This window comes from Actinomadura chokoriensis, assembly GCF_039529475.1.
Taxonomy (GTDB): domain Bacteria; phylum Actinomycetota; class Actinomycetes; order Streptosporangiales; family Streptosporangiaceae; genus Spirillospora; species Spirillospora bangladeshensis.
The window spans coordinates 50,400-73,275 of the sequence record NZ_BAAAMW010000027.1; the positions used below are offsets into that span (position 1 = coordinate 50,400).

Consider the following 22,876-nt stretch of genomic DNA (forward strand, 5'->3'; position numbering starts at 1 on the left):
CCAGGCCGGCAGTTCGGCAGAGAACATCCAGGTCCAGCGTCCCAGGTGCGCAAACACCCAGGTTCTACCAGCCAGACGCACCACCCCCCGGATGTCTCCAGCACACCCAGCTCCTCACCTGCGGCGGGCTGCTCGATACCTCCTCCCACAGACCAGTGCCGGGTGGCGGCGACTGATAGGCAAGCCTCGTCCTCCCCTGGCCACCGCAGACCCCCACTCCCAGGCGACGCCCAGAGGCAGGCTCCTTACTTGGATTCGAGTCGTCCCATGGGATGGGACGCGGTGTCGGCGAGGGCTGCCTGCGCCGCGGTCCAGGTGGAGCTGTCAACACCCAGGGCATGGCGTAGGTAGGCGAGGGTGACCTGCTGGACGAGGGCGACGCGTTCGGGGTTCTCGTCGGTGGTCTCGGCGGCGTCGTAGCCGGAGATGCCGCCGAGGAGGTGCTCGCCGCCGAAGACGGTGAGCAGGCTCTTGTCGCCGGGGCTGAAGGTGTAGGGCTCGGTGGTCCATTCTGGTCCCCGGGTGGTCACCGGGAGGTGGTCCTTGTCGCCGGCGACCACGAGGGCCGGTGCGGTGAGGTGGGAGAAGTCCACCTCTCGCAGCCAGGGCAGGTTCTGCGCGGCGTAAGGGGTCAGATGGTCGCCGCCCCTCCCGGCCGTGGCGAGCAGGACGCCCGCCGTGACCCGCGGGTCGGACAGGTCGTCGGCGACCCCGGTCCGCGGGTCGGTGACGCGCAGGCCCAGGAGGACCGCGGCGGTGGCGCCGCCGAAGGAATGCCCGGCCGCGGCGATGCGGCGGCGGTCCATGCGTCCGGCCAGGCCGGGGACGGCGGCCTCCAGCACGTCGAGGTCGTCGAGGATGCGTTTCATGTCGGCGACGCGGGTCCGCCACAGTTGGGGCTTGCGGGGGTCGTCCGCGGCGAGGTTCACCCTTCTGGAGTCCAGGTGGGTGGCCTGGACCACCACGAAGCCGTGGGCGGCCCAGTAGTCGGTCAGGGGTGCGTAGCCGTCCAGATCGGAGCCGAAGCCGTGCGCGAACAGGACGATGGGAAGGTCACGACCGGTGATCGGCGCGGACACGCGCACGTGCAGGTCCTGGCCGCGCTCGGGGGCGGGCAGCACGATCGGTTTGACCGAGACGATCGGGGTGGCGGCGAGGGCGCCGGTGATGCCAGTCACTGCGGTAGCGGACGTCGTCATGGGTGTTTCCATCCTCGGGGTTCATACCGTGGCCGGACCGTGGCGGTTCGCGGCCGGACGAGGGGGTGGGCGATCAACTCGCCCCAGGTACGCTAAAACCTGACATTGATGTCAGAGGCAAAGGTGTGTGCCGCACATCACGGAGGGGCCGGATGCGCATCGGGGATCTCGCCGCCAGGACGGGAGTCAGCGTGCGCTCCCTGCGGTACTACGAGCAGCAGGGCCTGCTCGCCGCCGAACGCAGCTCCAGCGGTCAGCGCCAATTCCCTGATGGCGCGGTCGACCGGGTCCGGCTGATCCAGCAGTTGTACGGAGCCGGGCTGTCCAGCAAGACGATTGCCGAGCTCATCCCGTGCGTCGTCGACGGCCGTGCCACGCCCGAACTGCTCGCCCGGCTGGCCGTCCAACGCGATGACATCGACCGGCAGATCGCCGACCTGACCGACACCCGCGACCGGCTCGACTCAGTCATCACCGGCGCCAGCACCAATATGCTCACCGGCCGGTCCTGCCGTGGTGGTCAGGAAGCCCCGCAAACCCCAAGGTAGGACGAAGGGCCTCAGCGGCACCCCGAGACCAGGAAGAAGACTGCAGCCGGGCACCCGGCCGTCCAGACCCCGGGGTGAGTGCCCCACCAGAGTGTTGCGTCAGTACGGCCCGGTTCTGGGCATCGTCCGACGGTTACCCGCCCCACGCGGTTGGATACGGGGTATGTCAAATGCGGGCGAGTGGTACAACTCCGGGACGTTCTGGTCTGCGGCGGCCGTCGTAGTCGCGCTCCTCGTCGGGATTGCCACAGTGGCCGTCACTTATCTGACCCGGTTCACACGCCAGCAGTTGGCGTATGGACTACGCACCGTCGTACCCTTGCTCACCGCACCTGACGGCGTCCGCGATGACCTGGAACTCCGGCACCGCGGCATCAGCCTGGAACATCCCCATCTGGTCGAGGTCGTACTGGCCGGCCGGGGCCGCCGTGACATACCGCGGGCAGCGTTCGACAACGATGAGCCGATCCGCCTGGACTTGAGAGTGCAGATAGTGGAACTCCTGCAGGTGACCGCCACTGACTCGGCCTCGGCGACTCCGATCCCACCGGCACGTGTCGACGCCACCGCACTGCTGATCGGTCCGGCACTGATCGGTCGACGGCAGCGCCTCGTCCTGAGCTGCTTGGTGGAGGGAAGGCCAAGCCTGCACTGTTCGGCCCCCTTGCCCAACGCCCGCGTTCGGCGCCACGCGTATGACGATGACCTGCCTGGCCTTAGCAGTACGCAGATTGCCTTCGCGGCGGGGATGTTGGCCGCGATGGTCCTCACTTCCGGGACGCTCTTCATCTTCATGTGGTGAGCAGACATCTGCTCATCGGTTCGAAGCGCAGGAGCGAGATGTGGCGGCACGGGAAAATCTGGAATTCAGACAACCGTCCGATGTGACATGGCTATTAATCCAGAGATTGTGAGTTGGAACCGGCGCAACCCACCAGCTCTAATAGACGAACGCGAGTTTGCCCAGGTTCTCACCGCTAGGTTCTCCCCTCCTTCCTTCTTCTGTTGCTTCCAGCCGACTTGCGGGCTCAATTCGGTGCATCACCGGCCATGTCTGCGGTGGCCACGAGCCGGATCGGTTCGGGGTCGGGAAGGGGCTGGTGCGTTTTGCGCACGCGCCGGCCACACTGATCGCGGCGCGGCGCGGCGCTGACGGCGGCGGCCACCCAGACTGCGACTCGCAGCCCGCCTGGATCAACTGGTAAGGCTCTTCTACGCAAATGAAGATGCTCGGCCCGCCAACACTCTTCGTTTGAGTCACCTGGCAGGACCGGCAGGTCATACGGTGACGTGGATTCCGTTGAACGACAGGTCAAGTAGTAGCGCCAGGTGTTCGGCCACGTCGGACGTCCGTTCCTCGGCCCAGTCGCGCATGGCGGCCTCGTAGGTGCGGGCGATCTGGGCGGTGACGAGGGTCGGTGGGATGTCGGTCCGTACGGCACCGGCGGCGGCGCCGCGTTCGATGAGCCATTCCACCTGTTCCATGACGGGCGGGCGGGCGCCCTCGCCGAGCAGTGCGGCGTGCCGGATCGGGAGCGTGTAGACGAACTTGGCGAGTTGCTCGTCGGCCGCCATCCGGGTGGCCGCGGTGGTGAGGAGTTCACGGATGCGGGGCAGTGCCTCGGTGTCCTCGCCGGGCGGCGTGGGAACGGGCCGGTCCTTGACGAGGCGGGCGAACAGTTCGGCGAGGATCTCCTCGCGTTCGGCGAAGTGCTTGTAGAAGGTCGCGCGGGAGACACCGGCCTCCTTGGCGATGTCCTCGACCCGCACACCGATGTAGCCGTGCTCGGCGAACAGACGCAGCGCTGTGTCGAGCAGCTGCGTGCGGACGCGCTCGCGGCTGTCTTGGCGGGTGCGGCCGAAGCCGGGTGACCGAATGGTCATCTAGGTCCTCCGGCGGTCGCGAGTCGGTGCGCATCCGCGCACGTGGGCTGAGATGAATCTACCGCCACCTCGGCATACCGGCCGCCCGACCATGAGGTGGAACACGTGTCTACACATGTGTATAACATGCGTCTATACACACGTTCCTTCAAGGAGGTGGCGCCGTGCTCGCGACTCTTGGTCGCTTCTCGGCCCGGCACCGGTGGTGGGTGCTGGCCGTATGGGTTCTACTGGTCCTCGGCGTGGTGGCGGCCGGCCGCGCGTTCGGGGGCTCGTTCAGCAATGACCTGACGCTCTCGGGGGCCGATTCGCAGGCCGCCTACGACACGCTGCGGGCGCGGTTCCCGGATCTGTCCGGGGACGGCATGCAGGTCGTGATCCGCAGCGGCACGGGGGCGATCTCCCCGGAGGTGCAGAGGAAGGTCGAGGCCGGGGTCGCGGAGGTCCGGCATCAGTCGGACGTGGCGGCGGCTCGGTCACCCTTCGGGCAGCCCCCGAGCATGGTGTCCGATGACGGCCGCACGGCCATCGCGACCGTCCAGTTCACCGGGCGGGCCAAGGACATTCCCGAGGACTCCGTCCGGCGGGCGCAGGAGGCATTCGCTCCGGTACGCGAGCCCGGGGTCGAGGTCGCTTTCGGCGGGCCGGTGGTCCAGGCGGAGTCCGGGCCGTCCGGTCAGGAGATCTACGGCCTGATCGCGGCGGTTCTGGTGCTGTTGATCGCCTTCGGGTCGCTGGCGGCGATGCTGGTGCCGATTCTCACCGCGTTGGCGGGCGTGGGCGTCGGGCTGTCAGTGATCACGCTGCTGTCCGGTCCGATGACGATCGGGACGTCCGGGCCGGTGGTGGCCGCCATGATCGGTCTCGGGGTGGGGATCGACTACGCGCTGCTGGTGGTGACGCGTCATCGTGAGGAGATGGCGCGCGGCCTCGCCCCGCACGAGGCGATCGCCGCGGCGATGGCCACGGCAGGACGGTCGGTGCTGGTGGCGGGCACGACGGTGATCGTGGCCATCCTCAGCCTGTACGCGATCGGGGTGCCGTTCGTATCCGCCCTCGGGCTGGCGAGCGCGGTGACCGTGGCGGCCACGCTGCTGGCCTCGGTGACGCTGCTGCCGGCGCTGCTCGCCGTGTTCGGACGCGGCCTGGACCGGCTGCGGATCGGCCGGCGACGGGCCGCGCACGGGTTCGGCGCCGGCTGGGTCCGCACCGTGGCCCGGTTCCGCTGGGCCGCGATCGTCCTCGCGGTCGGCGCGTTCGCGCTGCTCGCTTTGCCGCTGGGTTCGCTGCGGCTCGGCACCGCCGACGGCGGCTCGCAGCAGCCCGGCAGCACCCAGCGGCAGGCGTACGACCTGGTCGACGAGGCGTTCGGGCCCGGCTGGACGGGCCCGCTGCTGATCACCGTGGACTACAGGCAGGATGGCCTGGCGCCACGAGAGGCGGCCGGTCTGCGCGCCACGATCGCCCGGACGGACGGAGTGGAGCGGGTGCTGCCGCCGCGGCCCGATGCCCAGGGGCGCACCGCGGTGCTGACCGTCGTCCCGACCGGGTCGCCCGATGCCGAAGGCACTGAGCGGCTGGTGCACACTCTGCGGAACGTCGTGCTGCCGGACGCCGCGCCCCGCGCCGAAGCGCATGTCGGCGGCGCGACCGCGACGAGCATCGACCTGGCCGACCGGCTAGGCGCCAGGATGGGCTGGTTCATGCTCCTGGTCGTGGGGCTGGCCTTCCTGTTGCTGCTGGTGGAGTTCAGGTCGCTGGCGGTGCCCGCCGTCGCGGTGCTGATGAACCTGCTCGCCGTCGGCGCGGCGTACGGGCCGGTCGTCGCGGTCTTCCAGTGGGGCTGGTGGCCGGCCGGCCTGATCGGCGCGCAACCCGGTCCCGTGGAGTCGTTCGCACCGGTGATGCTGTTCGCGGTCCTGTTCGGCCTGTCCACCGACTACGCGGTGTTCCTGCTCAGCCGGATCCACGAGGACTACCTGCGAACCGCGGACGCGCGGGGCGCGGTCGTCAGCGGGGTGGCCTCGACCGCGAGGGTGATCCTGGCGGCGGCCTCGGTGATGGTCGCCGTCTTCGCCGGCTTCGTCCTCAACGACCAGCGGGTGGTGAATCTGTTCGGCTTCGGACTGGCGACCGCCATCGCCCTGTACGCCCTGCTGGCAATGCTGGTGCTGGTCCCCGCGGTGCTCACCGTACTGGGCCGGTCCGCCTGGTGGCTGCCGGGCAGGGCGGCCGCACGGCGGTCTGCGGGCACCGGTGACCGGGAGCATGCGGCGCTGGGGTGAGGGTTTCCGCGTGGCGCGGAACTACCGGATGGGTCCGCGCCCCAGCCCGCGGAGACCACCGGTGCTACGGGGCGGGCGTGCTGGTCAAGCGGGTTTGTCGTAGCTGCAGGCGCGGCGGAGCATCCGCCTGCTCACGACCAGGACACCCCCGGGGGTATTTGGCAGATCGCCCGTTCTTCGGCTACCTTGGCGCAATGGATACCCCGGGGGGTATCTGACATGGCCGGACGGCCCCGTCTTGTACCGAGTTGAAAGAGGCCCGATGAACGACATGCCCACGCGACTGGACGCCGCGAGCCTGCGCGCCCGGCTGGACGGCCCCACGCCGCCCCGCCTCCTCGATGTGCGAACGCCGGGTGAGTTCGCCACGGCCCACATCCCCGGCTCCTACAACGTGCCGCTCGACATGCTCCGGGAGCACCGCGACGAACTGTGTCGCCACCTGGACGAGGACGTCGTGCTGATCTGCCGCTCCGGTGTCCGAGCCGGGCAGGGCGAGCAGGCGCTGGCCGAGGCGGGCCTGCGCAACACCCGCGTGCTGGAAGGGGGGATCACGGCCTGGGAGGCGGCCGGGGCGCCCCTCAGCCGGGACGGGCGCGACCGCTGGGATCTGGAGCGTCAGGTCCGGTTCGTCGCCGGGACGATCGTGCTGGCGGCCGTGGCGGGCAGTGTGGCCGTGCCCGGACTGGAGTGGGTGGCGGCCTTCATCGGCGGCGGCCTGACGTTCGCGGCGCTCACCAACACCTGCGCGATGGGGATGCTGCTGTCCAAGCTGCCCTTCAACCGCGGCGCCAGCTGCGATTTCCGCACGATCAGCGCCCAGTTGGCGAACGAGGGGCGACCGGTATGACCCTCGTGCTCACGCTCGCCGCGGCGGTGCTGATCGGCGTCACGCTGGGGGTGTTCGGCGGAGGCGGCTCGATTCTCACCACCCCGGTGCTGATCTACCTGGCCGGCGTCGACGCCAAGCAGGCGATCGCCATGTCGCTGTTCGTCGTGGGCGTGACGAGCGTGGTGGGGGCCGTCCCGCACGCGCGGGCCGGCCGGATCCGGTGGCGCACCGGCCTGCTGTTCGGCTCCGCGGGCATGGCCGGCGCCTATGCCGGAGGCCGACTCGCCGCGTTCGTCCCGGCGAACGTGCTGCTGATCGCCTTCGGAATCATGATGACCGTCACGGCCGGCGCGATGCTGCGCGGCCGGAAGGAGCCCGACCCCGCTCACCGGGTCGGGAACAGGCCGCTCGTCAGGATCCTCCTTGAGGGCGCGGTGGTCGGCCTGGTCACCGGGCTGGTCGGCGCAGGAGGCGGCTTCCTGGTGGTGCCCGCCCTCGCCCTGCTCGGCGGACTGCCGATGCCGATCGCCGTCGGCACCTCCCTGCTGGTCATCGCGATGAAGTCCTTCGCGGGACTGGCGGGCTACCTGCAGAGCGTGCACATCGACTGGACGCTCGCCCTGTCGGTCACCGCGCTGGCGGCCGTCGGCGGCCTGCTGGGCTCCCGGCTGGCAGGAAAGACCGATCCCGAGCGGCTGCGCAAGGCCTTCGGCTGGTTCGTCCTGGTGATGTCGGTCTTCGTGGTCGCGCAGGAGCTTCCCGCGCAGACCCGGCCGTTCTTCCTGGCGGCCGTCGCCCTCGTCGCCCTCATCTGGGCATTCACCTCGACCATCCGGCGGTCCCGGCGCAGGACCGCCGCCCTCACTGCCAGTGATCCGCGAAAGGAAACCGAAGCGATGCAGACGCCGATGTACTTCGCCCAGCACTACCTGGAGTGCCTGTCCCAGGCGTCCTACCTGATCGGCGACAAGCGGACCGGACGCGCCGTCGTCGTCGACCCGCGCCGGGACGTCTCCGAGTACCTCGACGACGCTGCAGCCAACGGCCTGCACATCGAGGGCGTGATCAACACCCACTTCCACGCCGACTTCATCTCCGGCCACCTCGAACTGGCGGCCCGCACCGGGGCGTGGATCGGCTACGGTGCCCGCGCCGAGGCGGAGTTCCCGATCCGAAAGCTGCACGACCGCGAGCGCATCAGCCTCGGCGAGGTGACCTTGGAGATCCTGGAGACCCCGGGGCACACTCCCGAGTCGATCAGCGTCCTGGTCTTCGAGCACTCCGGCGACGGCACGCCCTACGGCGTCCTGACCGGGGACGCCCTGTTCATTGGCGACGTCGGACGCCCGGACCTGCTGGCCTCCATCGGCGTCACCGCCGACGAGCTCGGCAGGATGCTCTACGACACCGTCCAGCACAAGCTGATGGCGCTGCCCGACCAGACCAGGCTCTTCCCCGCGCACGGGGCCGGCTCGGCCTGCGGCAAGAACCTGTCGACCGAACTCCAGTCCACCATCGGCGCGCAGCGGCTGAGCAACTACGCCTGCGTGCCCATGGGCGAGCGCGAATTCGTCGACATCGTCACCGAAGGCCAGCCCCCCGCCCCGAACTACTTCGGCTACGACGCGATCCTCAACCGCAAGGAGCGGGAACTGCTGAAGGTCGAGGAGCACCTGCGTGAGCTGCGGTTCGGCGACGTCCTGGCGCGCCGCGACGCCGGTGCGGTGGTCGTCGACGCCCGCGACCCGCAGGAGTTCGCCGCCGGCCACCTCGCCGGCTCGATCAACATCCCCGCCGACGGCCGGTTCGCCGAGCAGGCCGGCATGCTCATCGAACCCGGGCGGGAGATCGTCGTGATCGCCCCCGACGGCCGCGCAGAGGAGATCATCACCCGCCTCGCCCGGATCGGCCTGGACACCGCCGCCGGCTACCTGGCGGACCCCGAGGACGCCTTCACACGAGCACCCGAGGGGAACATCACCCAAGCCGAGCGGGTCACCTTCGCCGAGCTGCGCGACGAACTCGACGGCGCCGAGCCGCCACTGCTGATCGACGTCCGCAACGCCGGCGAACTGACGGCCGGCGCCATCGAGGGATCGGTCAACATCCCGCTGGCCGAGCTGCCCGAGCGCATGGACACCCTCCCGGCCGCCCGGCGGATCGTCGTCCACTGCGCAGGCGGCGCCCGCTCCTCGGCCGCCGCGAGCCTGCTGCGCCGATCCGGCCGCACTCAGGTCGCCGACCTACTCGGCGGCTATGGAGCCTGGGCCGCCGCCTACGCCCCGGCCGAGACCTGATCGGTGCCCGCCCCGTCCTGCCGGGTCCGCCCCGTCAGGGCCACCTCTCCGGGTAGGAAGTTCCTCAAGTCCTCCACCTCCCTGAGCCGACACCGCGCCTTGATCCCGGCGGAGAAACCGCCGGGATCACCATCGCCGCCTGCCTGTGCCGGCCGATCGCCGGCGAGCGCCGCGCTGATTGGTAATTCACCCAGAACTAACCTAGTTTTTGCCTAGCCAGAATGTATTAACCGGGTCGGGATACTCGGGCCTGCGGGTCCCGTCCACGGCGCACCACCTCCGGGGGACAGATGGCGAGCAGCACCGGATCTCCGGCGCCAGAAGCGCGACGCCGGCGCACACGCTCTCGCCACGCGGCCTCGGGCAGGGCACCTGCGCACCGCAGGCGCCAGTGGATCCCGCCGCAGCATGGCGCTTGGGCCATGCTGCTCGTCCCGTACCTGGCGGGCCTGCTCACCGCCGGCTTCTCCTGGCCCGCCCTGCCGCTGCTGGTCACCTGGATCGCCGGCTACCTGCTGTCGTACTATGCGCTGCTCTCGGTCAAGACCCGTCGGCTCAGCAGGTTCCGTCGCCAAGTCCTCGTCTACGGCGGGACGGCGGCAGCCGCCGGGGCGGTAGTCCTGCTCATGCGCCCGGAACTGCTGGTCTTCGCCCCGATCTTCGCAACAGCGCTGCTGGTCAACGGTCTGTTCGCGGCACGCCGCGACGACCGGGCGCTCCTGAACGGGTTGGTTTCGGTCGCAGCGGCCACCCTCATCGTGCCCGTGGTCGCGATGGTCGCCGGCGAATCTCCATGGACGGCCAACGAAGTCGTCGCGATAACGTTCCTGTATTTCGCCGGGACGGTCCTTTTCGTCAAGTCGTGCATCCGCGAACGGGATAGCGCGAGGCTGTTCGGCGCTTCGGTCGGGTTCCACGCGGGCGCGGCCGCCCTTGCTGCCTGGCTGAACCCGGTGTACGCCCTCCCCTTCACCTGGTACCTGGCCCGCGCGGTCGTGCTCCGCCGCCGCCGCTACTCGGCAAAGCAGATCGGAATCATCGAGGTGGCCTCGTCAGTCCTCCTCCTGGCGGCGGTCGCCGCCACAACCTGACCGGCCCGCTCCGGGAAGATCACCGGTGAGGTACCACTGCAGGGCGGGTCCGACGGCGACCGCCACCTCCTCATGGGAGGCTCCGGCCAGCGGCTGGAGTTCCAGGACGTAGCGGGCGACGACCAGACCGCAGATCTGTGCCGCGACCAGGGCCGCGCGCATGGGAAGGCCGAGGGGCGGCGTCCCCGTCGTCCGCGACAACGCATCCGTCACGACGGGCAAGACGATCTCGCCGGCCAGCCGCGCACCCGACTCGCCCGTCATGGCGCTGCGCAGCAGCGTCCCGGCGGCGGCGCCATCGCCCCGTTCCCAGAGCACGAGGAAACGCCTCACCAACTCCTCGCCGGAAACCACACGACCATCGGCGAACGCTCGCGCCAGCAGATCGGCCGGCGGCAGCGCCTCTTGGACGATGGCCCTGAACAGCCGTTCCTTCGTCCCGAAGTGGTAGTGGATCAAAGCGGGGTCCACACCGGCGGCTGCTGCGATCCACCGGATCGTCACCGCGTCGTAGGCCCTCACCGAGAACGCGTGGCGGGCCGCTGTCAGGATCGCCGCCAGGGTGGTCGACTCCCCCGGGCGCCTGCCGGTGCGTGCCATCGGTGAACTCCCCTCTCCCGCCGTCACCGCCGATTGCGTCGACGTCCTCTGCTAATAAGGAGGTGTGCCGACCCGACCACCCCTCCCGCGCGAGCGCAGCGATGTACGGCGCAACCGCCGTGCACTGCTGGAGGCCGCAGCCGAGGCCCTGGCGCAGAACCCGGGCGCGTCGATGATGGAGGTGGCACGGGCCGCGCAGCTCACGCGCGCGACGGTGTACCGGCACTTCAGCAGCCGCGGCGAGTTGATCGAGGCGATGCGCGCCGAACTGCTCGAGCGCGCGCGCCTGGCCCTCACCGCCGCCCGGCTGGACGAAGGGCCAGCGCTGGACGCCCTCCGCCGGGCCGTGGACGCCCTCGTCCCTCTCGGTCTGCGCTTCCGGGCGATCCTGGCCGAGGGGAACATTCTGGATCCGGAGTTCGTGGGCGAACGCGCCGAACTCCTCGCACCCGTGCTCCATGTCATCGAACGCGGGCAGCAGGCCGGCTCCCTCCGCGCCGATGTCCCCGCCACCTGGGTGCTGACCATGACGGCGGCGACCCTCGCAGCCGCGGTGGGGACCTCACCTGCGACATCCGACACCGCGATCGCCGATCTGGTCTTCAGCACGCTCATCGAGGGTGTCGCGGCAGCACGGTGAGCCACGCCTCACCACGAGCGCAGCGGGCAGCGTCGAAACCGGCATGACCCGCCTCCTTCCGCGCTTCACCACCAACATCGGCATCTGCACAAAATGATACACCTGTGTATCGTTTTTTGTACGCTGGGGGCCGTGCCGCATGACCTAGGAGATGCGATGCCCACCTTCCCAACGCCCTCGCACGAGGAGCCCCAGGCGAGCCGGCCTGTACCGTCCGACATCGACGTCCTCGTCGTCGGCGCCGGCCCCACTGGACTGACCGCCGCGCATGAGGCGCTCCGCCACGGTCTCACCGTGCGAATCGTCGATCGCAAGCCGGGACGCGAAGCCATCTCCAAGGCTCTGGTCGTGCATGCTCGGACCATGGAGGTCTTCGAAGCCATGGGCCTTGCCGCAGCCGTGCTCGCCGAAGGACTCCCGTTCGCCGCGCTCAACGTCCACGCCGAGCGGAAGCGAGCCGTTCGGATCGACCTGCGCCGCCTGCCCTGGGGAGACACCTCCTATCCCTTCTGGCTGTCAATCCCCCAGTACGTCACCGAGCAGATCATCGAGACGCGTCTCCGCTCGGTGGGGACCGCAGTGGAGTGGCAGTTGTCGCTGAGGACCATCGTCGACCGGGGTGACCATGTCGAGGCGAAGCTGGTGCACGACTCCGGCCGCGCCGAGACGGTTCGCGCCCGATGGCTGATCGGCTGCGACGGCGGACGCAGCACCGTCCGCGAACGGGCAGGCCTGAGGCTGAAGCGCTCGGATGCCGGAGCTTCCTTCGTGCTCGCGGACGTCGCGACCACGGCACAACTCGCCCACGACGAGGGCCACGTCCATCTGGGCAGAGCGGGCCTGCTGCTCATCGTCCCCATGCCCGAACCGGGACGCCGCCGAATCATCGCGCACCTGCCCGAAGCCGTCCCCGACTTCCCACCGACCATCGACACCGCCCTCCTGGACAGGCTCATCCGGGACCGGGCCGGTATTGAGTTCGGCGGCCACGACATCACCTGGGTGTCATGCTTCAACCTCAGCCACGGTCTGGCCGACCACTACCGCCGTGGACGGGTCTTCCTCGCCGGAGACGCCGCCCACGTGCACAGCCCCGTGGGCGGACAGGGCCTCAACACCGGCGTCCAGGAAGCCCACAATCTGCTCTGGAAGCTCGCGGCGGCCGACCGTCTCAGCAAGGAGGCGGCGGAGCGGATGCTGGACAGCTACGAGACCGAGCGGCGATCGATCGCTCAAAGGATGGTCAGGGGCACCGCGAGAGCGACCGGTGTGATGACCTCGAACCGCCGGATCACACAGAGTCTGCGCTCTGGTCTTGGACCGCGTGTCCTCGGCCGGCCTTCCATCCAGGCCAGGCTCGGTCGCCAGGTCGGGATGCTGGAGACCGCCTACCGCAGCGGGCCCGCCGCCGGCGTGTCAGCCGGCCGCAGGATGCCCAACCCCGAACTGCGCTCCGGCGGACGACTCCACCCCCGGTTGAGTGATCGGAGCCACACCTGGGTCGCCTGGGTACGCCCGGACGAGCCGGTCCCCGACCCCGACGACGCGAAATGGCGAGGGCTGCCCGTCCTCCTCCTGACAGAGAGCGTTCTCGCCCCCGCACAGCCCTGGCCGGACGAGACCGAGCGCGTGGCCCTGGTCCGGCCCGACCGATACGTCGCGGCCACCGGGCGAACTCCTGAAGCCGTCTGGTCAGCGCTCCAGCGTTACGCGCACAGGACTCTGCCGGTGCCCAGGTGACCCTTCACCGGAAGCGCCGCCAGGCCATCAAAGATCGCCTCATCATCGGCGGTGCCATTCGCCGACACCGCCCTCCGCGACGAGGCGGACCGGGACACCGGCACGGTCTAGGAGGCTCGCCGCTATCGCGGCGCGGTGCCCGTTGGAGCAGATGACCCAGATGGGACGATCGCGAGGCAGCGCATCCAGGGAGGCCGGCAGATCCGCGAGGAAGACCCGTCGGCTGCCGGGAATGACGCCCCAGTCCCATTCGAGCTGCTGGCGGACGTCGAGCACGAAGAGGCCGTCCGCGCGGTCCATCGCCAGGCGCAGTTCTCCGGCCGTCGCAGCGGGGTAGGAGCTCAGCCGCCCCGTCCAAGCGTCGATCCCGCCGTCGAGATAGCCGCGCAGGCGGGTCCATCCGATCCGCAGGAGCTGGGTGGCCGCCTCGACGGCGGACTCCTCGGCGGGATCGGGCAACACCAGGACGATCGGGGCGTCGAAGGGCAGCATCCATCCCACGTAGCCACCGAAGCCTGAGTTGAGCTCGATGTTGACCGAGCCGGGGATGTGAGCCGCCGCGAAGGCGCCCCGGTCCCTCGCGTCGACCACCCACGTCCGGCCCTTCCGCTGTTCGGCGAACGCGGCCGGAGTGAGGGCCGGCGGACGGGAGACCTCGCCGAGGGGCGGGACACCGGCGCGGTTGAGCGGGCTCATCCGCGAGTAATAGGCGGGGTAGGCCATCAGCTCGGAGCACAGCTCCTCCTGGAAACCGGCGAAATCGGCCGTGTCCAGCAGCGGGTTCTCGGCTCGCTCGGCGGCGATCGTGCTGGTGCGCTGGGTGGCGGGCATGGCGGCGACGCAGAAGCTGCCCGCGCCATGGGTCGGCAGTACCCGGACGTCCCCGGCCAGTGTGGCCAGCCGCTGAAGCGAGGCGTACTGGGCGCGGGCGAGCGGCCCGGTGTGCTCGTCGCCCAGCAGGTCGGGCCGTCCGGCGCTGCCGACCAGGAGACTGCCGCCTGTGAAGACGCCGACCAGGGTGCGTCCTTCATGGGCGAGCCATGAAGTGTGCTCGTAGGTGTGGCCCGGCGTGGCCATCGCCGCCAGCCTCAGGTCGCCGACGAGCACCTCGTCGCCCTCCTCGGCGGGGCGGTGCGGGAACTCGTAGCCGCCCTTGGCGGGGGCGACGATCTGGGCGCCGGTGGCCGCGCGGATCTCGTGGGCGCCCGAGACGTAGTCGTTGTGCACGTGCGTTTCGAGCACGCTCCGGATCACCGCGCCGCGGGCCTCGGCGGCGCACATGAAGCGCCACGCGTCGCGCTGCGGGTCGACGATCGCCGCCTCGTCGCCGGAGACGATCAAGTAGCTGTTGTCCCCGAGTCCGGGGGTGACGAAGACCTCGACGTCCATGGCAGGACTCCCGTCCGCAAATAACCTTTTCGTATCTCAATTAATCTATTGACTACTTGAAAGCGCAAGTCCTACGGTCATTCCATGGCCGTCGTCCCGGAATCCTTCCTCGAAGATGTCGCCCGCCGCTTCGCGCTCCTCAGCGATCCGACCCGGTTGAAGATCGTCAGCGTCCTGCACGAGAACGGTGAGTGCTCGGTGGGCGAGGTCGCAGAGGCCGCCGGCACGTCGGTGGCGAATGCCTCCCAGCACCTGCAACGCCTCGCCACGGGCGGCATCGTCGGCCGCCGTAGGGACGGGCAGGCGGTCCGCTACCGGATCGTCGACGACACGATCGAGAAGCTGTGCGCGGTCGTCTGCGGCAGTGTCGCGGGCAAGGACGGACACCACCCCGCACGCGGGCGCGACGCGACCGCCGCGCCGAGTGCGTGAAAGGCGGCACCGTGGCCGATGGCGGAATGAACACGGCGGACGGCCCTGATGCGCCTCCGGAGTCTGCGGACGGCGAGCCGCGCCGGTGGCTGAAGCTCATCGACCAGACGCGCTGCATTGGCTGCCACGCCTGCACGACGGCGTGCAAGTCGGAGAACGAGGTGCCGCTGTCGGTGACCCGCACCTATGTCAAGAACGTCGATGTGGGCGCGTTCCCGCAGGCGCGGCGGGCGTTCCAGGTGACCCGGTGCAACCAGTGCGCGGACGCGCCCTGCGTGGCGGCCTGCCCGACCAGCGCGATGTTCACCCGGCCCGACGGCATCGTCGACTTCGACAAGGACGCCTGCATCGGGTGCAAGGCGTGCATGGCCGCGTGCCCGTATGACGCGATCTTCATCAACCCCGAGGACCACTCGGCGGAGAAGTGCAATCTGTGCTCGCACCGCATCGACGCGGGCCTCGAACCCGCCTGCGTGACGGTCTGCCCCACGCAGGCGATCCTGGTCGGCCGGTTCGGCGATTCGGAATCGGAGGCAGCACGCATCGTCGACCGCGAACCGGTCGCCGTGCGGCGCCCGGAGAAGGGAACCCGTCCCAAGCTGTTCTACAAGGGGGCGACCCAGGCGACCCTGGATCCGCTGGCGGCACGCCGCCCGGACGGCGGCACGTTCGCGTGGAGCGAGATCCAAGACGGACCCGGCCAAGTCGCCGCCGGGCATCCGGGCGGCGGCAACAGCAGTGCCGCGGCGCTGCTGTCCTACGACATCGGGCACCGGATGCCGTGGGACTGGCGGGTCAGCCTGTACACGTGGACGAAGGGCGTCGCCGCCGGTGCGTACCTCGTCGCGACGCTGCTCGCCGCGACCGGGTTCCTCCCGTGGGACGGACCCCTGACGGTCTGGGCGGCACCGCTGGTCGCCGCCGCCTTCCTCGCGCTCACCGCCGCGCTGCTGATCTGGGACCTGGAGCATCCGGGCAGGTTCCTCTACATCCTCACCCGCCCGCAGTGGCGCAGCTGGCTGGTCCGCGGCGGGGTCATCCTGACCGGATACGCGGCCGTCCTCGGCCTGCAACTGCCGGTCGGCATCCTCGGCGGCGACGTCATGCGGCAGGCGCTCGCCGTGCCGGGCGTCCCGCTGGCCGTCCTCACCGCCGTCTACACCGCCTACCTGTTCGCGCAGGCCAAGGCACGGGACATGTGGCAGAACCCGCTGTTGCCGGCGCACCTGCTCGTCCAGGCGGGCCTTGCCGGGGCGGCGGCGCTGCTGCCGATCGCCGCCTGGGCGCAGCCGGGCGCAGCCGCCCCACTCGGCCGGGTCCTGGCCGTGACGGCGGGGGCGCATGCGCTGATGGCGCTCGGCGAGGTGACGCTCGCCCACCCCACCGAGCACGCCCGCCTCGCCGTCCGGGCCATGACGCGCGGCCGGTACGCGCCGCTGTTCTGGATCGGCCTGCTGCTGACCACCGCCGGGCTGGCCGCCCCCGCCGTGGGCGCCTGGGCGGCGCCGCTGGCGCTGGCCGGGCTGGCCGCCCACGAACACGCCTACGTCCAGGCCGGCCAGTCCGTGCCACTGGCCTAGCCGCGGCGCCAGGGCCGCCGGTCGAGGAGGATCGATGCCGGAACTGCAGGAGATCGCCGCTCGCGTCAGCGCGGCGAAGGAGGCCACGACGGCGCGCGGCGAGACGTTCTATCCGGGCGCCAGCCGGGTGCACCTGGCCGCGTTCCCACCCAGGGAGCGTTGGGACGACTGGGTCGAACTGGACACCCGGCGTACCGAGCGGCGGTCGATGCTCGTACCCACCACCTGCTTCAACTGCGAGTCCGCCTGCGGCCTGCTGGCCTACGTCGACCGCGAGACCCTGCGGGTCCGCAAGTTCGAGGGCAACCCCGAGCACCCCGGGTCGCGCGGGCGCAACTGCGCCAAGGGTCCCGCAACGCTCAACCAGGTCACCGACCCCGACCGCATCCTGGCCCCGCTCAAGCGGGCGGGCGAGCGCGGCGAGGGCCGCTGGACCCAGGTGAGCTGGGACGAGGCGCTGGACGACATCGCCGCCCGCATCCGGGCCGCGATCACCGAGAACCGGCCGAACGAGGTCATGTACCACGTCGGCCGCCCCGGCGAGGACGGCTTCACCGAGCGGGTCCTGGCGAGCTGGGGCGTGGACGGACACAACTCCCACACCAACGTGTGCTCCTCGGGTGCCCGCGCCGGCTACCACTTCTGGACGGGCATCGACCGCCCCAGCCCGGACCACGCCAACGCCGACGTCATCCTGCTGATCAGCTCCCATCTGGAGGCAGGCCACTACTTCAACCCGCACGCGCAACGCGTCATGGACGCCAAGGCGCGCGGTGCGACCCTGATCGTGCTGGACACCCGCCTGTCCAACACCGCCACCCACGCCGACCATTGGATCGCGCCGCAGCCGGGCTCGGAGGCGGCGATCCTGCTGGCGATCGCCCGCCACCTGATCGCGACCGGCCGCTACGACCGGGAGTTCGTGCGACGCTGGTGGAACTGGCGCGAGTACCTGGCCGCCGAGCACCCCGGGACCGAGGCGACGTTCGAGCGGTTCGAGCAGATCCTGGGCGGGCTGTACGAGGAGTACACCTTCGAGTTCGCCGCCGCGGAGTCGGGCGTGGCGGCCTCGTCCCTCACGCGGATCGCCGAGGCCGTCGCGGGCGCCGGGACACGGTTGTCCACGCACAACTGGCGGTCCGCGGCGGCGGGGAACCTGGGCGGCTGGCAGGTGCCGCGCTGCCTGTTCCTGCTGAACTGCCTGCTCGGCGCCGTCGCCACCGAGGGAGGCACCTACCCCAACGCCTGGCACAAGTTCGTGCCGCGCCCGATCCACACGCCGGGCCATCCCACCACGTGGAACGAGCTGACCTGGCCCGCCGAGTACCCGCTGGCGCTGAACGAGCTGTCGTTCCTGCTCCCGCACTTCCTCAAGGAGAACCGCGGTCGCCTGGCGGTGTACTTCAGCCGCGTCTACAACCCGGTGTGGACCAATCCCGACGGGTTGAGCTGGGTGGAGGCGCTGACCGATCCCGACCTGGTCGGGCTGCACGCCGCGCTCACACCGACCTGGAACGAGACCGCCTACTTCGCCGACTACGTCCTGCCCATGGGCGTCGGCTCCGAGCGCCACGACGTGCATTCCTACGAGCAGTACGATGGCCAGTGGATCGGCTTCCGGCAGCCGGTGCTGCGTGCCGCGCGCGAACGCCTCGGCGAGCAGGTGACCGACACCCGGCAGGTCAACCCGGGCGAGGTGTGGGAGGAGAACGAGTTCTGGACCGAGCTGTCCTGGCGGATCGACCCGGACGGCTCCCTCGGCATCCGCCGCCACCACGAGTCACTCGCCCGTCCCGGCGAGAAGCTCACGGTCGACGAGTACTACGCGCACATGTTCGAGCATTCGGTGCCCGGGCTGCCGGAGGCGGCCGCGGCCGAGGGACGCACCCCGCTGGAGCACATGCGCCGCTACGGCGCGTTCGAGATCCGCTCGGGCATCGGCCCCCTGCACGAGGACGAAGTCCCGGCGGGCGACCTCACCGACGCCGTCGACGACGCGTTCGGCCGCGTGTACACGCCGGTCGCGCCGGTGCCCGGCCCCAACATCGTCCCGGTCGCCACACCGGAACCCGATTCCCAAGGCCGCCGACCGGTGGGCGTACGCGTGGACGGAGTCGTCCGGCGCGGCTTCCCGACGCCCAGCGGCCGGCTCGAGTTCTACTCGCGCACCCTCGCTGAATGGGGCTGGCCCGAGCACGCACTCCCCGGCTACATCCGCAGCCACGTCCACCCGTCCGCGCTGGAACCAGGCCAGCTCGTGCTCATCTCCACCTTCCGGCTCCCGACCCAGGTCCACACCCGCGGTGGGAACGCCAAGTGGCTGAACGAGCTGGCCCACACCAACCCCCTCTGGATCCATCCGGACGACGCCGCACACCTCGGCGTCACGATGGGCGACCTCGTCCGCGTCGAGACCGAGATCGGGCACTTCGTGGTCAAAGCCTGGGTGACCGAAGGCATCCGGCCCGGCGTGGTCGCCTGCAGTCACCACATGGGCCGGTGGAAGCTCACCGGACACGACGACCTGGGCGCCCGCCAGGTGGCCGCCACCGTCGATCTGGCCAAGGCCGGCGACGCGTGGACGATGAACCGCCGCGAGGGCGTGCGGCCGTACGCCTCGTCCGACTCCGACACCCGGCGCATCTGGTGGGGGGACGTCGGGGTGCACCAGAACCTGACGTTCCCCGTGCACCCCGACCCGGTCTCCGGGCAGCACTGCTGGCATCAGGCGGTCCGCGTGCGGGCGGCGCGGCCCGGCGACGCCTACGGGGACATCTCCGTCGACACCGCCAAGGCGCACGCCGCCTACCGGAAGTGGCTGGCCATGACCCGCGGCGCGGCCGAGCACTCCCCGGACGGCACCCGCCGGCCGTACTGGCTGATGCGCCCGCTCAAGCCGTCCAAGGACACCTACCGGCTCCCCGGAGAGCGCCCCGATGCCGCTGCCACCTGAGCTGTTCCGGGCACTCGGCACACTGTGCGAGTCCCCAGGCCCCGAGCGCGGACGCGTCGCCGCGGCGCTCGGGCTGCCCGGCGTCCTCGATGCCGAAGCCCATACCGGGCTGTTCGTCCTGCAACTCCCCCCGTACGCCTCGGTATACGTCGGGCCGGACGGCATGCTCGGCGGCGAGGCCCAGGACCGGGCCGCGGGATTCTGGCGTGCGCTGCGGCTGACCCCGCCGGCGGAGCCCGACCACCTCGCCGCCCTGCTCGGCCTGTACGCCTCGCTCGCCGAGCGGGAGGGCGCGGAACCGGATCCGGCCCGGCGCCTCATGTGGCGCCACGCCCGCCGCACGCTGCTCCAAGAGCACCTTCTCACCTGGCTGCCCCCGTACGCCCAGGCGGTGGCCGGCATCGCGCCCGGCTTCCACGCCGCCTGGGCCCGGCTGCTGATCGACGCACTGTCGGCCGATGCGCGGGAACTGACCGCGCCCTGCGCGCCCGCCTGGCTGCGGGACGTTCCCGAACTCCCCGGCCGCGAGGCCGAGGGGTTCACCCGCGCACTGCTCACCCCGGCGCGCAGCGGGATGATCATCAGCCGCGCCGATCTCGCCCGCGGCGCGCGGACGATGGGACTGGGGCTGCGGATCGGCGAGCGGGAATTCGTCCTGAGCTCGCTCCTCGCCCAGGACCCTGCGGCCACGTTCGGCTGGCTCGCCGGCGAGGCCGCCGCGTGGCGGGCGCGGCACGCCCGGACGGCCCCAAGTGCCCTGGTCCGCCACTGGCTCACCCGAGCGGAGACCGCCCACCGGACACTCGACGACATCCACCGCGCAGCAACGGAGATGACCCATGCCCCCTGAAACCGGCGCAGAGCCGCCGCACACCACCGTCGGCGAGGACGACGTCCGCCGGATCGTCCGCGAAGAGGTCCAGCGGGCGTTCAAGAAGGACCCGGCCGCCCGCAAGGCGGCCCTGGTGGCCTCCAAAGGCACTCTCGACTGGGCGTATCCGCCGCTGATCCTGGCCAGTTCCGCGGCCGCCATCGGCATGGAGGCCTCGATCTTCTTCACCTTCTACGGGCTCAACGTCATCCACCGGGACTTCGCCCGCAAGCTCAAGATCGCCCCGGTCGGAAACCCCGCCATGCCGATGCCGGTGCGGATTCCCGACATCGTCTCCTCGCTACCGGGCATGGTGCCGATGGCCTCGGCGATGATGCGCGCCAAGTTCGCCAGGAACAACGTCGCCACGATCGGCGATCTACTGGACACCGCCCGGGAGGCCGGCGTCCGGCTGGTCGCCTGCCAGATGACCGTCGACGTCTTCGGGTACGCCCAGGACGACTTCATCGACGGGGTCGAATTCGCCGGGGCCACCGCCTTCATGGCCGAAGCCCGCCGCGCCCACGTGACCATGTTCGTCTAGGAGCAGCCATGGACATCACCGAAGACCGGGTCGTCGACGCCCGCGACCTGATGTGCCCCATGCCCGTGATGGCCGCCACCAAGGCCAGGCGCCGGCTCGAACCAGGCCAGGTGCTGAAGGTCCTCGCCACCGACCGCGGCTCGCTCGGCGACATCCCCGCCTGGGCCGAGGCCAACGATGACGAGATCCTGGACTCGGGAGAGCAGGACGGGGTGTTCTTCTTCTACGTCCGGAAGGGCGAATGAGCGGAGAACGCCCCGCGTCTCCCGGGGCCGAAGCCGGCGAGAGCGCGGCGGAGGGGCCGTCCGAAAGCGAGCCGGACGCACGGTTCACGTTCGCCAACGAACGGACGCTGCTGGCCTGGAACCGCACGGCGCTCGCCCTGATCATCGGGGGCCTGGCCATCGTGCAGCTGCTGCCGCCGTTCACCGGGCTGCCGTGGGGACGGCACCTGCTGGCCGTCCCGCTGATCGTCTTCGGCGCCGTGCTGTCCATCGGCGCCTTCGTCGAGTGGGGCCGCAACCAGCGCGCGCTGCGCCGCGGGGAGCCGCTGCCGCGGTCACCGCTCCCCCGGATCCTCTCGATCGCCATCGCCGCGGTGGCGGTCGCGGCCGCAGTGCTCGTCCTGCTGTCGGAGGCACTCGATTGATCCCCGAGGACGTCGAGGACCTCGATCCCGGCTTGGCCCGGGAGCGCACAGAGCTGGCCTGGTTCCGCACCGCCATCTCCTTCGCGGCCGTCGGCGCCGCCATGCTGAAGACGGCCCCCGTGGTCGGGGCGCTGATCCTGGGCATCAGCGGGCTGGTCTACCTGCTGGGCCGCGTGTCACGTCCGGCCGGACGCGCGCCGAAGCACGCGCGGCGCCACGCCCTGCTGCTGGTCACCGGCGCCGTGACCCTGGTGTCCGCGGTCGCCCTGGCGACGGTCTTCCTCGCATCCGACAGCCTGTTCCCGCTGCCATGACCGCCTCACGGGAATGCGACGCCCAGCCGCACTGGACACCGGTGGCGCCGAGCAGGTCATGAGTGGCGGGTGAGCAGAAACGCGTGCACCAGGTCGTCGCGGTCGTGTGCCACGACAAGCAGCAGTCCGCCCGGGCACGACCGCGTCCGCCGCCGCGCGGAGGGCACGACGGCGGAACCGCCGCCCGGCAGGTAGGCGACGATCACAAGAGCAACGCCATGGCCGGCCGGGGGGCAGTTCTTTCGGCCGGCCCCGACCAACTGAAGCCGGCCTCACATCCTCACCGAACCGGCGGGCGAGCGGGCGTGGGCCTCCGACGGCGGAGAAGTCGACCGCCGTGACCGGGCCCCCGCGTCAAGCAAGCGTCAGGAACAGTCTCTCCAGCTGGGCCCGGTCGGTCTCGGTCTGCTCGGGGCCCGCGTCCTCCTCGCGTGCCGCACACTGCTCCAGGCCCGTTGCGATGATCTTGAAACCGGCTCGGTTGAGGGCGCGCGAGGCTGCGGCGAGCTGGTTGATCAGCTCGGCGCAGTCGCGGCCCTCCTCGATCATCTTGATGACACCGCCGATCTGCCCCTGCGCGCGCCGGAGCCGCACGGCGACCTCGGTCAGGGACTTCTCGTCGAGCTCCATTTCACCGCCCCCTCTCAGGCGCTGCGCTGGTGCTCTGTGGCGCGGCGGCGCACGTCGTCCATGTCCACGGCGCGGGCCTCCTCGATCAGCTTCTCCAGTTCCGGCTCGCGCAGCGCGCCGGGCTGGGCGTAAAGCACGACCCGGTCGCGGATGATCACCAGGGTGGGGATGGAGGAGATCTGGAAGGCGCCGGCCAGCTCCCGCTGGGCCTCGGTGTCGACCTTGGCGAACACGATGTCGGCGTGCTTGTCGGAGACCCGCTCGTAGACGGGTGCGAAGAAGCGGCAGGGCCCGCACCAGCCGGCCCAGAAGTCGATCAGGATCATGTCGTTGCCGGCGAGGACGTCCTCGAAGTTCTCGCGCGTCAGTTCGGTCGTGGCCATCGCGGCCTCCACTTC

General features: G+C 70.6%; 22 protein-coding genes. 16 read left to right on the plus strand and 6 right to left on the minus strand.

Going from position 1 to position 22,876, the window contains the following annotated elements:
* Positions 1 to 245: 245 nt before the first annotated feature.
* Positions 246 to 1,199 (minus strand): alpha/beta hydrolase family protein, encoded by a 954-nt coding sequence (locus ABFX46_RS36870; RefSeq protein ID WP_346048622.1) that lies wholly within the window; start codon positions 1,197 to 1,199, stop codon positions 246 to 248.
* Positions 1,200 to 1,351: 152 nt separating this feature from the next.
* On the opposite strand from ABFX46_RS36870, the gene ABFX46_RS36875 reads away from it, so the two are divergent.
* Both ABFX46_RS36875 and ABFX46_RS36880 read left to right on the plus strand, forming a co-directional pair.
* On the plus strand, positions 1,352 to 1,747 hold the full coding sequence (locus ABFX46_RS36875; protein WP_346048623.1) for a MerR family transcriptional regulator: 396 nt from the start codon (positions 1,352 to 1,354) through the stop codon (positions 1,745 to 1,747).
* Positions 1,748 to 1,910: 163 nt separating this feature from the next.
* Complete coding sequence (locus tag ABFX46_RS36880; RefSeq protein WP_346048624.1) at positions 1,911 to 2,549, plus strand: hypothetical protein; 639 nt, start codon at positions 1,911 to 1,913, stop codon at positions 2,547 to 2,549.
* Between the two features lie 476 nt (positions 2,550 to 3,025).
* On the opposite strand, the gene ABFX46_RS36885 is transcribed toward ABFX46_RS36880, so the two are convergent.
* Complete coding sequence (locus ABFX46_RS36885; protein WP_346048625.1) at positions 3,026 to 3,631, minus strand: TetR/AcrR family transcriptional regulator; 606 nt, start codon at positions 3,629 to 3,631, stop codon at positions 3,026 to 3,028.
* 164 nt (positions 3,632 to 3,795) lie between these two features.
* Here ABFX46_RS36885 and ABFX46_RS36890 point away from each other — a divergent pair, with 164 nt between their 5' ends.
* From ABFX46_RS36890 to ABFX46_RS36905, 4 genes are all read left to right on the plus strand, one after another.
* Entirely contained in the window at positions 3,796 to 5,916 is a 2,121-nt protein-coding gene (locus tag ABFX46_RS36890; protein ID WP_346048626.1) for an MMPL family transporter, read from the plus strand.
* Between the two features lie 262 nt (positions 5,917 to 6,178).
* Positions 6,179 to 6,766, plus strand: a complete 588-nt coding sequence (locus tag ABFX46_RS36895; RefSeq protein ID WP_346048627.1) for a rhodanese-like domain-containing protein — start codon at positions 6,179 to 6,181, stop codon at positions 6,764 to 6,766.
* Positions 6,763 to 9,045 carry a TSUP family transporter gene (locus ABFX46_RS36900; RefSeq protein ID WP_346048628.1) on the plus strand — a complete coding sequence of 761 codons (2,283 nt, stop codon included), beginning with the start codon at positions 6,763 to 6,765 and terminating at the stop codon, positions 9,043 to 9,045. The genes ABFX46_RS36895 and ABFX46_RS36900 overlap by 4 nt, the downstream gene beginning before the upstream one ends.
* A gap of 290 nt (positions 9,046 to 9,335) precedes the next feature.
* The gene (locus ABFX46_RS36905) at positions 9,336 to 10,136 is read left to right on the plus strand and encodes a YwiC-like family protein (RefSeq protein ID WP_428831353.1); all 801 of its coding nucleotides are present in this window, start codon (positions 9,336 to 9,338) and stop codon (positions 10,134 to 10,136) included.
* Here the strand turns inward: ABFX46_RS36905 and ABFX46_RS36910 are convergent.
* Positions 10,098 to 10,736, minus strand: coding sequence for a TetR/AcrR family transcriptional regulator (locus tag ABFX46_RS36910; RefSeq protein WP_346048629.1), 639 nt, complete (start codon positions 10,734 to 10,736; stop codon positions 10,098 to 10,100). The genes ABFX46_RS36905 and ABFX46_RS36910 overlap by 39 nt on opposite strands.
* Before the next feature lie 64 nt (positions 10,737 to 10,800).
* Here ABFX46_RS36910 and ABFX46_RS36915 point away from each other — a divergent pair, with 64 nt between their 5' ends.
* Together ABFX46_RS36915 and ABFX46_RS36920 are read left to right on the plus strand one after the other, a co-directional pair.
* Entirely contained in the window at positions 10,801 to 11,376 is a 576-nt protein-coding gene (locus ABFX46_RS36915) for a TetR/AcrR family transcriptional regulator (RefSeq protein WP_346048630.1), read from the plus strand.
* Between the two features lie 156 nt (positions 11,377 to 11,532).
* A complete protein-coding gene (locus ABFX46_RS36920; RefSeq protein WP_346048632.1) occupies positions 11,533 to 13,116 on the plus strand; it encodes an FAD-dependent monooxygenase in 1,584 nt (527 codons plus the stop codon).
* A gap of 42 nt (positions 13,117 to 13,158) precedes the next feature.
* On the opposite strand, the gene ABFX46_RS36925 is transcribed toward ABFX46_RS36920, so the two are convergent.
* Positions 13,159 to 14,505 carry an MBL fold metallo-hydrolase gene (locus ABFX46_RS36925; protein WP_346048633.1) on the minus strand — a complete coding sequence of 449 codons (1,347 nt, stop codon included), beginning with the start codon at positions 14,503 to 14,505 and terminating at the stop codon, positions 13,159 to 13,161.
* An 84-nt stretch (positions 14,506 to 14,589) separates the two neighbouring features.
* Here ABFX46_RS36925 and ABFX46_RS36930 point away from each other — a divergent pair, with 84 nt between their 5' ends.
* From ABFX46_RS36930 to ABFX46_RS36965, 8 genes are read left to right on the plus strand one after another with little or no spacing between them, the layout of a single operon-like run.
* A complete protein-coding gene (locus ABFX46_RS36930) occupies positions 14,590 to 14,937 on the plus strand; it encodes an ArsR/SmtB family transcription factor (protein ID WP_346048634.1) in 348 nt (115 codons plus the stop codon).
* An 11-nt stretch (positions 14,938 to 14,948) separates the two neighbouring features.
* Entirely contained in the window at positions 14,949 to 16,517 is a 1,569-nt protein-coding gene (locus ABFX46_RS36935) for a 4Fe-4S dicluster domain-containing protein (protein WP_346048635.1), read from the plus strand.
* 34 nt (positions 16,518 to 16,551) lie between these two features.
* Positions 16,552 to 19,470, plus strand: coding sequence for a molybdopterin dinucleotide binding domain-containing protein (locus ABFX46_RS36940; protein WP_346048636.1), 2,919 nt, complete (start codon positions 16,552 to 16,554; stop codon positions 19,468 to 19,470).
* Positions 19,454 to 20,320, plus strand: a complete 867-nt coding sequence (locus ABFX46_RS36945; protein WP_346048637.1) for a TorD/DmsD family molecular chaperone — start codon at positions 19,454 to 19,456, stop codon at positions 20,318 to 20,320. The genes ABFX46_RS36940 and ABFX46_RS36945 overlap by 17 nt, the downstream gene beginning before the upstream one ends.
* Positions 20,310 to 20,885, plus strand: coding sequence for a DsrE/DsrF/DrsH-like family protein (locus ABFX46_RS36950; protein WP_346048638.1), 576 nt, complete (start codon positions 20,310 to 20,312; stop codon positions 20,883 to 20,885). Before ABFX46_RS36945 ends, ABFX46_RS36950 begins: the two co-directional genes overlap by 11 nt.
* Positions 20,886 to 20,893: 8 nt before the next feature.
* Positions 20,894 to 21,130, plus strand: a complete 237-nt coding sequence (locus ABFX46_RS36955; protein ID WP_346048639.1) for a sulfurtransferase TusA family protein — start codon at positions 20,894 to 20,896, stop codon at positions 21,128 to 21,130.
* A complete protein-coding gene (locus tag ABFX46_RS36960; RefSeq protein ID WP_346048641.1) occupies positions 21,127 to 21,534 on the plus strand; it encodes a YidH family protein in 408 nt (135 codons plus the stop codon). The genes ABFX46_RS36955 and ABFX46_RS36960 overlap by 4 nt, the downstream gene beginning before the upstream one ends.
* Positions 21,531 to 21,848 (plus strand): DUF202 domain-containing protein, encoded by a 318-nt coding sequence (locus ABFX46_RS36965; RefSeq protein WP_346048642.1) that lies wholly within the window; start codon positions 21,531 to 21,533, stop codon positions 21,846 to 21,848. Before ABFX46_RS36960 ends, ABFX46_RS36965 begins: the two co-directional genes overlap by 4 nt.
* A 354-nt stretch (positions 21,849 to 22,202) precedes the next feature.
* On the opposite strand, the gene ABFX46_RS36970 is transcribed toward ABFX46_RS36965, so the two are convergent.
* Both ABFX46_RS36970 and ABFX46_RS36975 read right to left on the minus strand, forming a co-directional pair.
* Positions 22,203 to 22,478, minus strand: a complete 276-nt coding sequence (locus ABFX46_RS36970; protein WP_346048643.1) for a metal-sensitive transcriptional regulator — start codon at positions 22,476 to 22,478, stop codon at positions 22,203 to 22,205.
* A gap of 14 nt (positions 22,479 to 22,492) precedes the next feature.
* Positions 22,493 to 22,861, minus strand: coding sequence for a thioredoxin family protein (locus tag ABFX46_RS36975; RefSeq protein ID WP_346048644.1), 369 nt, complete (start codon positions 22,859 to 22,861; stop codon positions 22,493 to 22,495).
* Positions 22,862 to 22,876: the final 15 nt, after the last annotated feature.

Excerpts from the sequence above, each read along its gene's own strand:
- ABFX46_RS36930 (WP_346048634.1), top strand. The coding sequence starts at position 14,590 with ATGGCCGTCGTCCCGGAATCCTTCCTCGAAGATGTCGCCCGCCGCTTC.
- ABFX46_RS36960 (WP_346048641.1), top strand. The coding sequence starts at position 21,127 with ATGAGCGGAGAACGCCCCGCGTCTCCCGGGGCCGAAGCCGGCGAGAGC.
- ABFX46_RS36920 (WP_346048632.1), top strand. The coding sequence starts at position 11,533 with ATGCCCACCTTCCCAACGCCCTCGCACGAGGAGCCCCAGGCGAGCCGG.
- ABFX46_RS36940 (WP_346048636.1), top strand. The coding sequence starts at position 16,552 with ATGCCGGAACTGCAGGAGATCGCCGCTCGCGTCAGCGCGGCGAAGGAG.
- ABFX46_RS36885 (WP_346048625.1), bottom strand. The coding sequence starts at position 3,631 with ATGACCATTCGGTCACCCGGCTTCGGCCGCACCCGCCAAGACAGCCGC.
- ABFX46_RS36925 (WP_346048633.1), bottom strand. The coding sequence starts at position 14,505 with ATGGACGTCGAGGTCTTCGTCACCCCCGGACTCGGGGACAACAGCTAC.
- ABFX46_RS36970 (WP_346048643.1), bottom strand. The coding sequence starts at position 22,478 with ATGGAGCTCGACGAGAAGTCCCTGACCGAGGTCGCCGTGCGGCTCCGG.
- ABFX46_RS36945 (WP_346048637.1), top strand. The coding sequence starts at position 19,454 with ATGCCGCTGCCACCTGAGCTGTTCCGGGCACTCGGCACACTGTGCGAG.
- ABFX46_RS36895 (WP_346048627.1), top strand. The coding sequence starts at position 6,179 with ATGAACGACATGCCCACGCGACTGGACGCCGCGAGCCTGCGCGCCCGG.
- ABFX46_RS36870 (WP_346048622.1), bottom strand. The coding sequence starts at position 1,199 with ATGACGACGTCCGCTACCGCAGTGACTGGCATCACCGGCGCCCTCGCC.
- ABFX46_RS36910 (WP_346048629.1), bottom strand. The coding sequence starts at position 10,736 with ATGGCACGCACCGGCAGGCGCCCGGGGGAGTCGACCACCCTGGCGGCG.
- ABFX46_RS36875 (WP_346048623.1), top strand. The coding sequence starts at position 1,352 with ATGCGCATCGGGGATCTCGCCGCCAGGACGGGAGTCAGCGTGCGCTCC.
- ABFX46_RS36950 (WP_346048638.1), top strand. The coding sequence starts at position 20,310 with ATGCCCCCTGAAACCGGCGCAGAGCCGCCGCACACCACCGTCGGCGAG.
- ABFX46_RS36900 (WP_346048628.1), top strand. The coding sequence starts at position 6,763 with ATGACCCTCGTGCTCACGCTCGCCGCGGCGGTGCTGATCGGCGTCACG.
- ABFX46_RS36905 (WP_428831353.1), top strand. The coding sequence starts at position 9,336 with ATGGCGAGCAGCACCGGATCTCCGGCGCCAGAAGCGCGACGCCGGCGC.
- ABFX46_RS36975 (WP_346048644.1), bottom strand. The coding sequence starts at position 22,861 with ATGGCCACGACCGAACTGACGCGCGAGAACTTCGAGGACGTCCTCGCC.
- ABFX46_RS36880 (WP_346048624.1), top strand. The coding sequence starts at position 1,911 with ATGTCAAATGCGGGCGAGTGGTACAACTCCGGGACGTTCTGGTCTGCG.
- ABFX46_RS36955 (WP_346048639.1), top strand. The coding sequence starts at position 20,894 with ATGGACATCACCGAAGACCGGGTCGTCGACGCCCGCGACCTGATGTGC.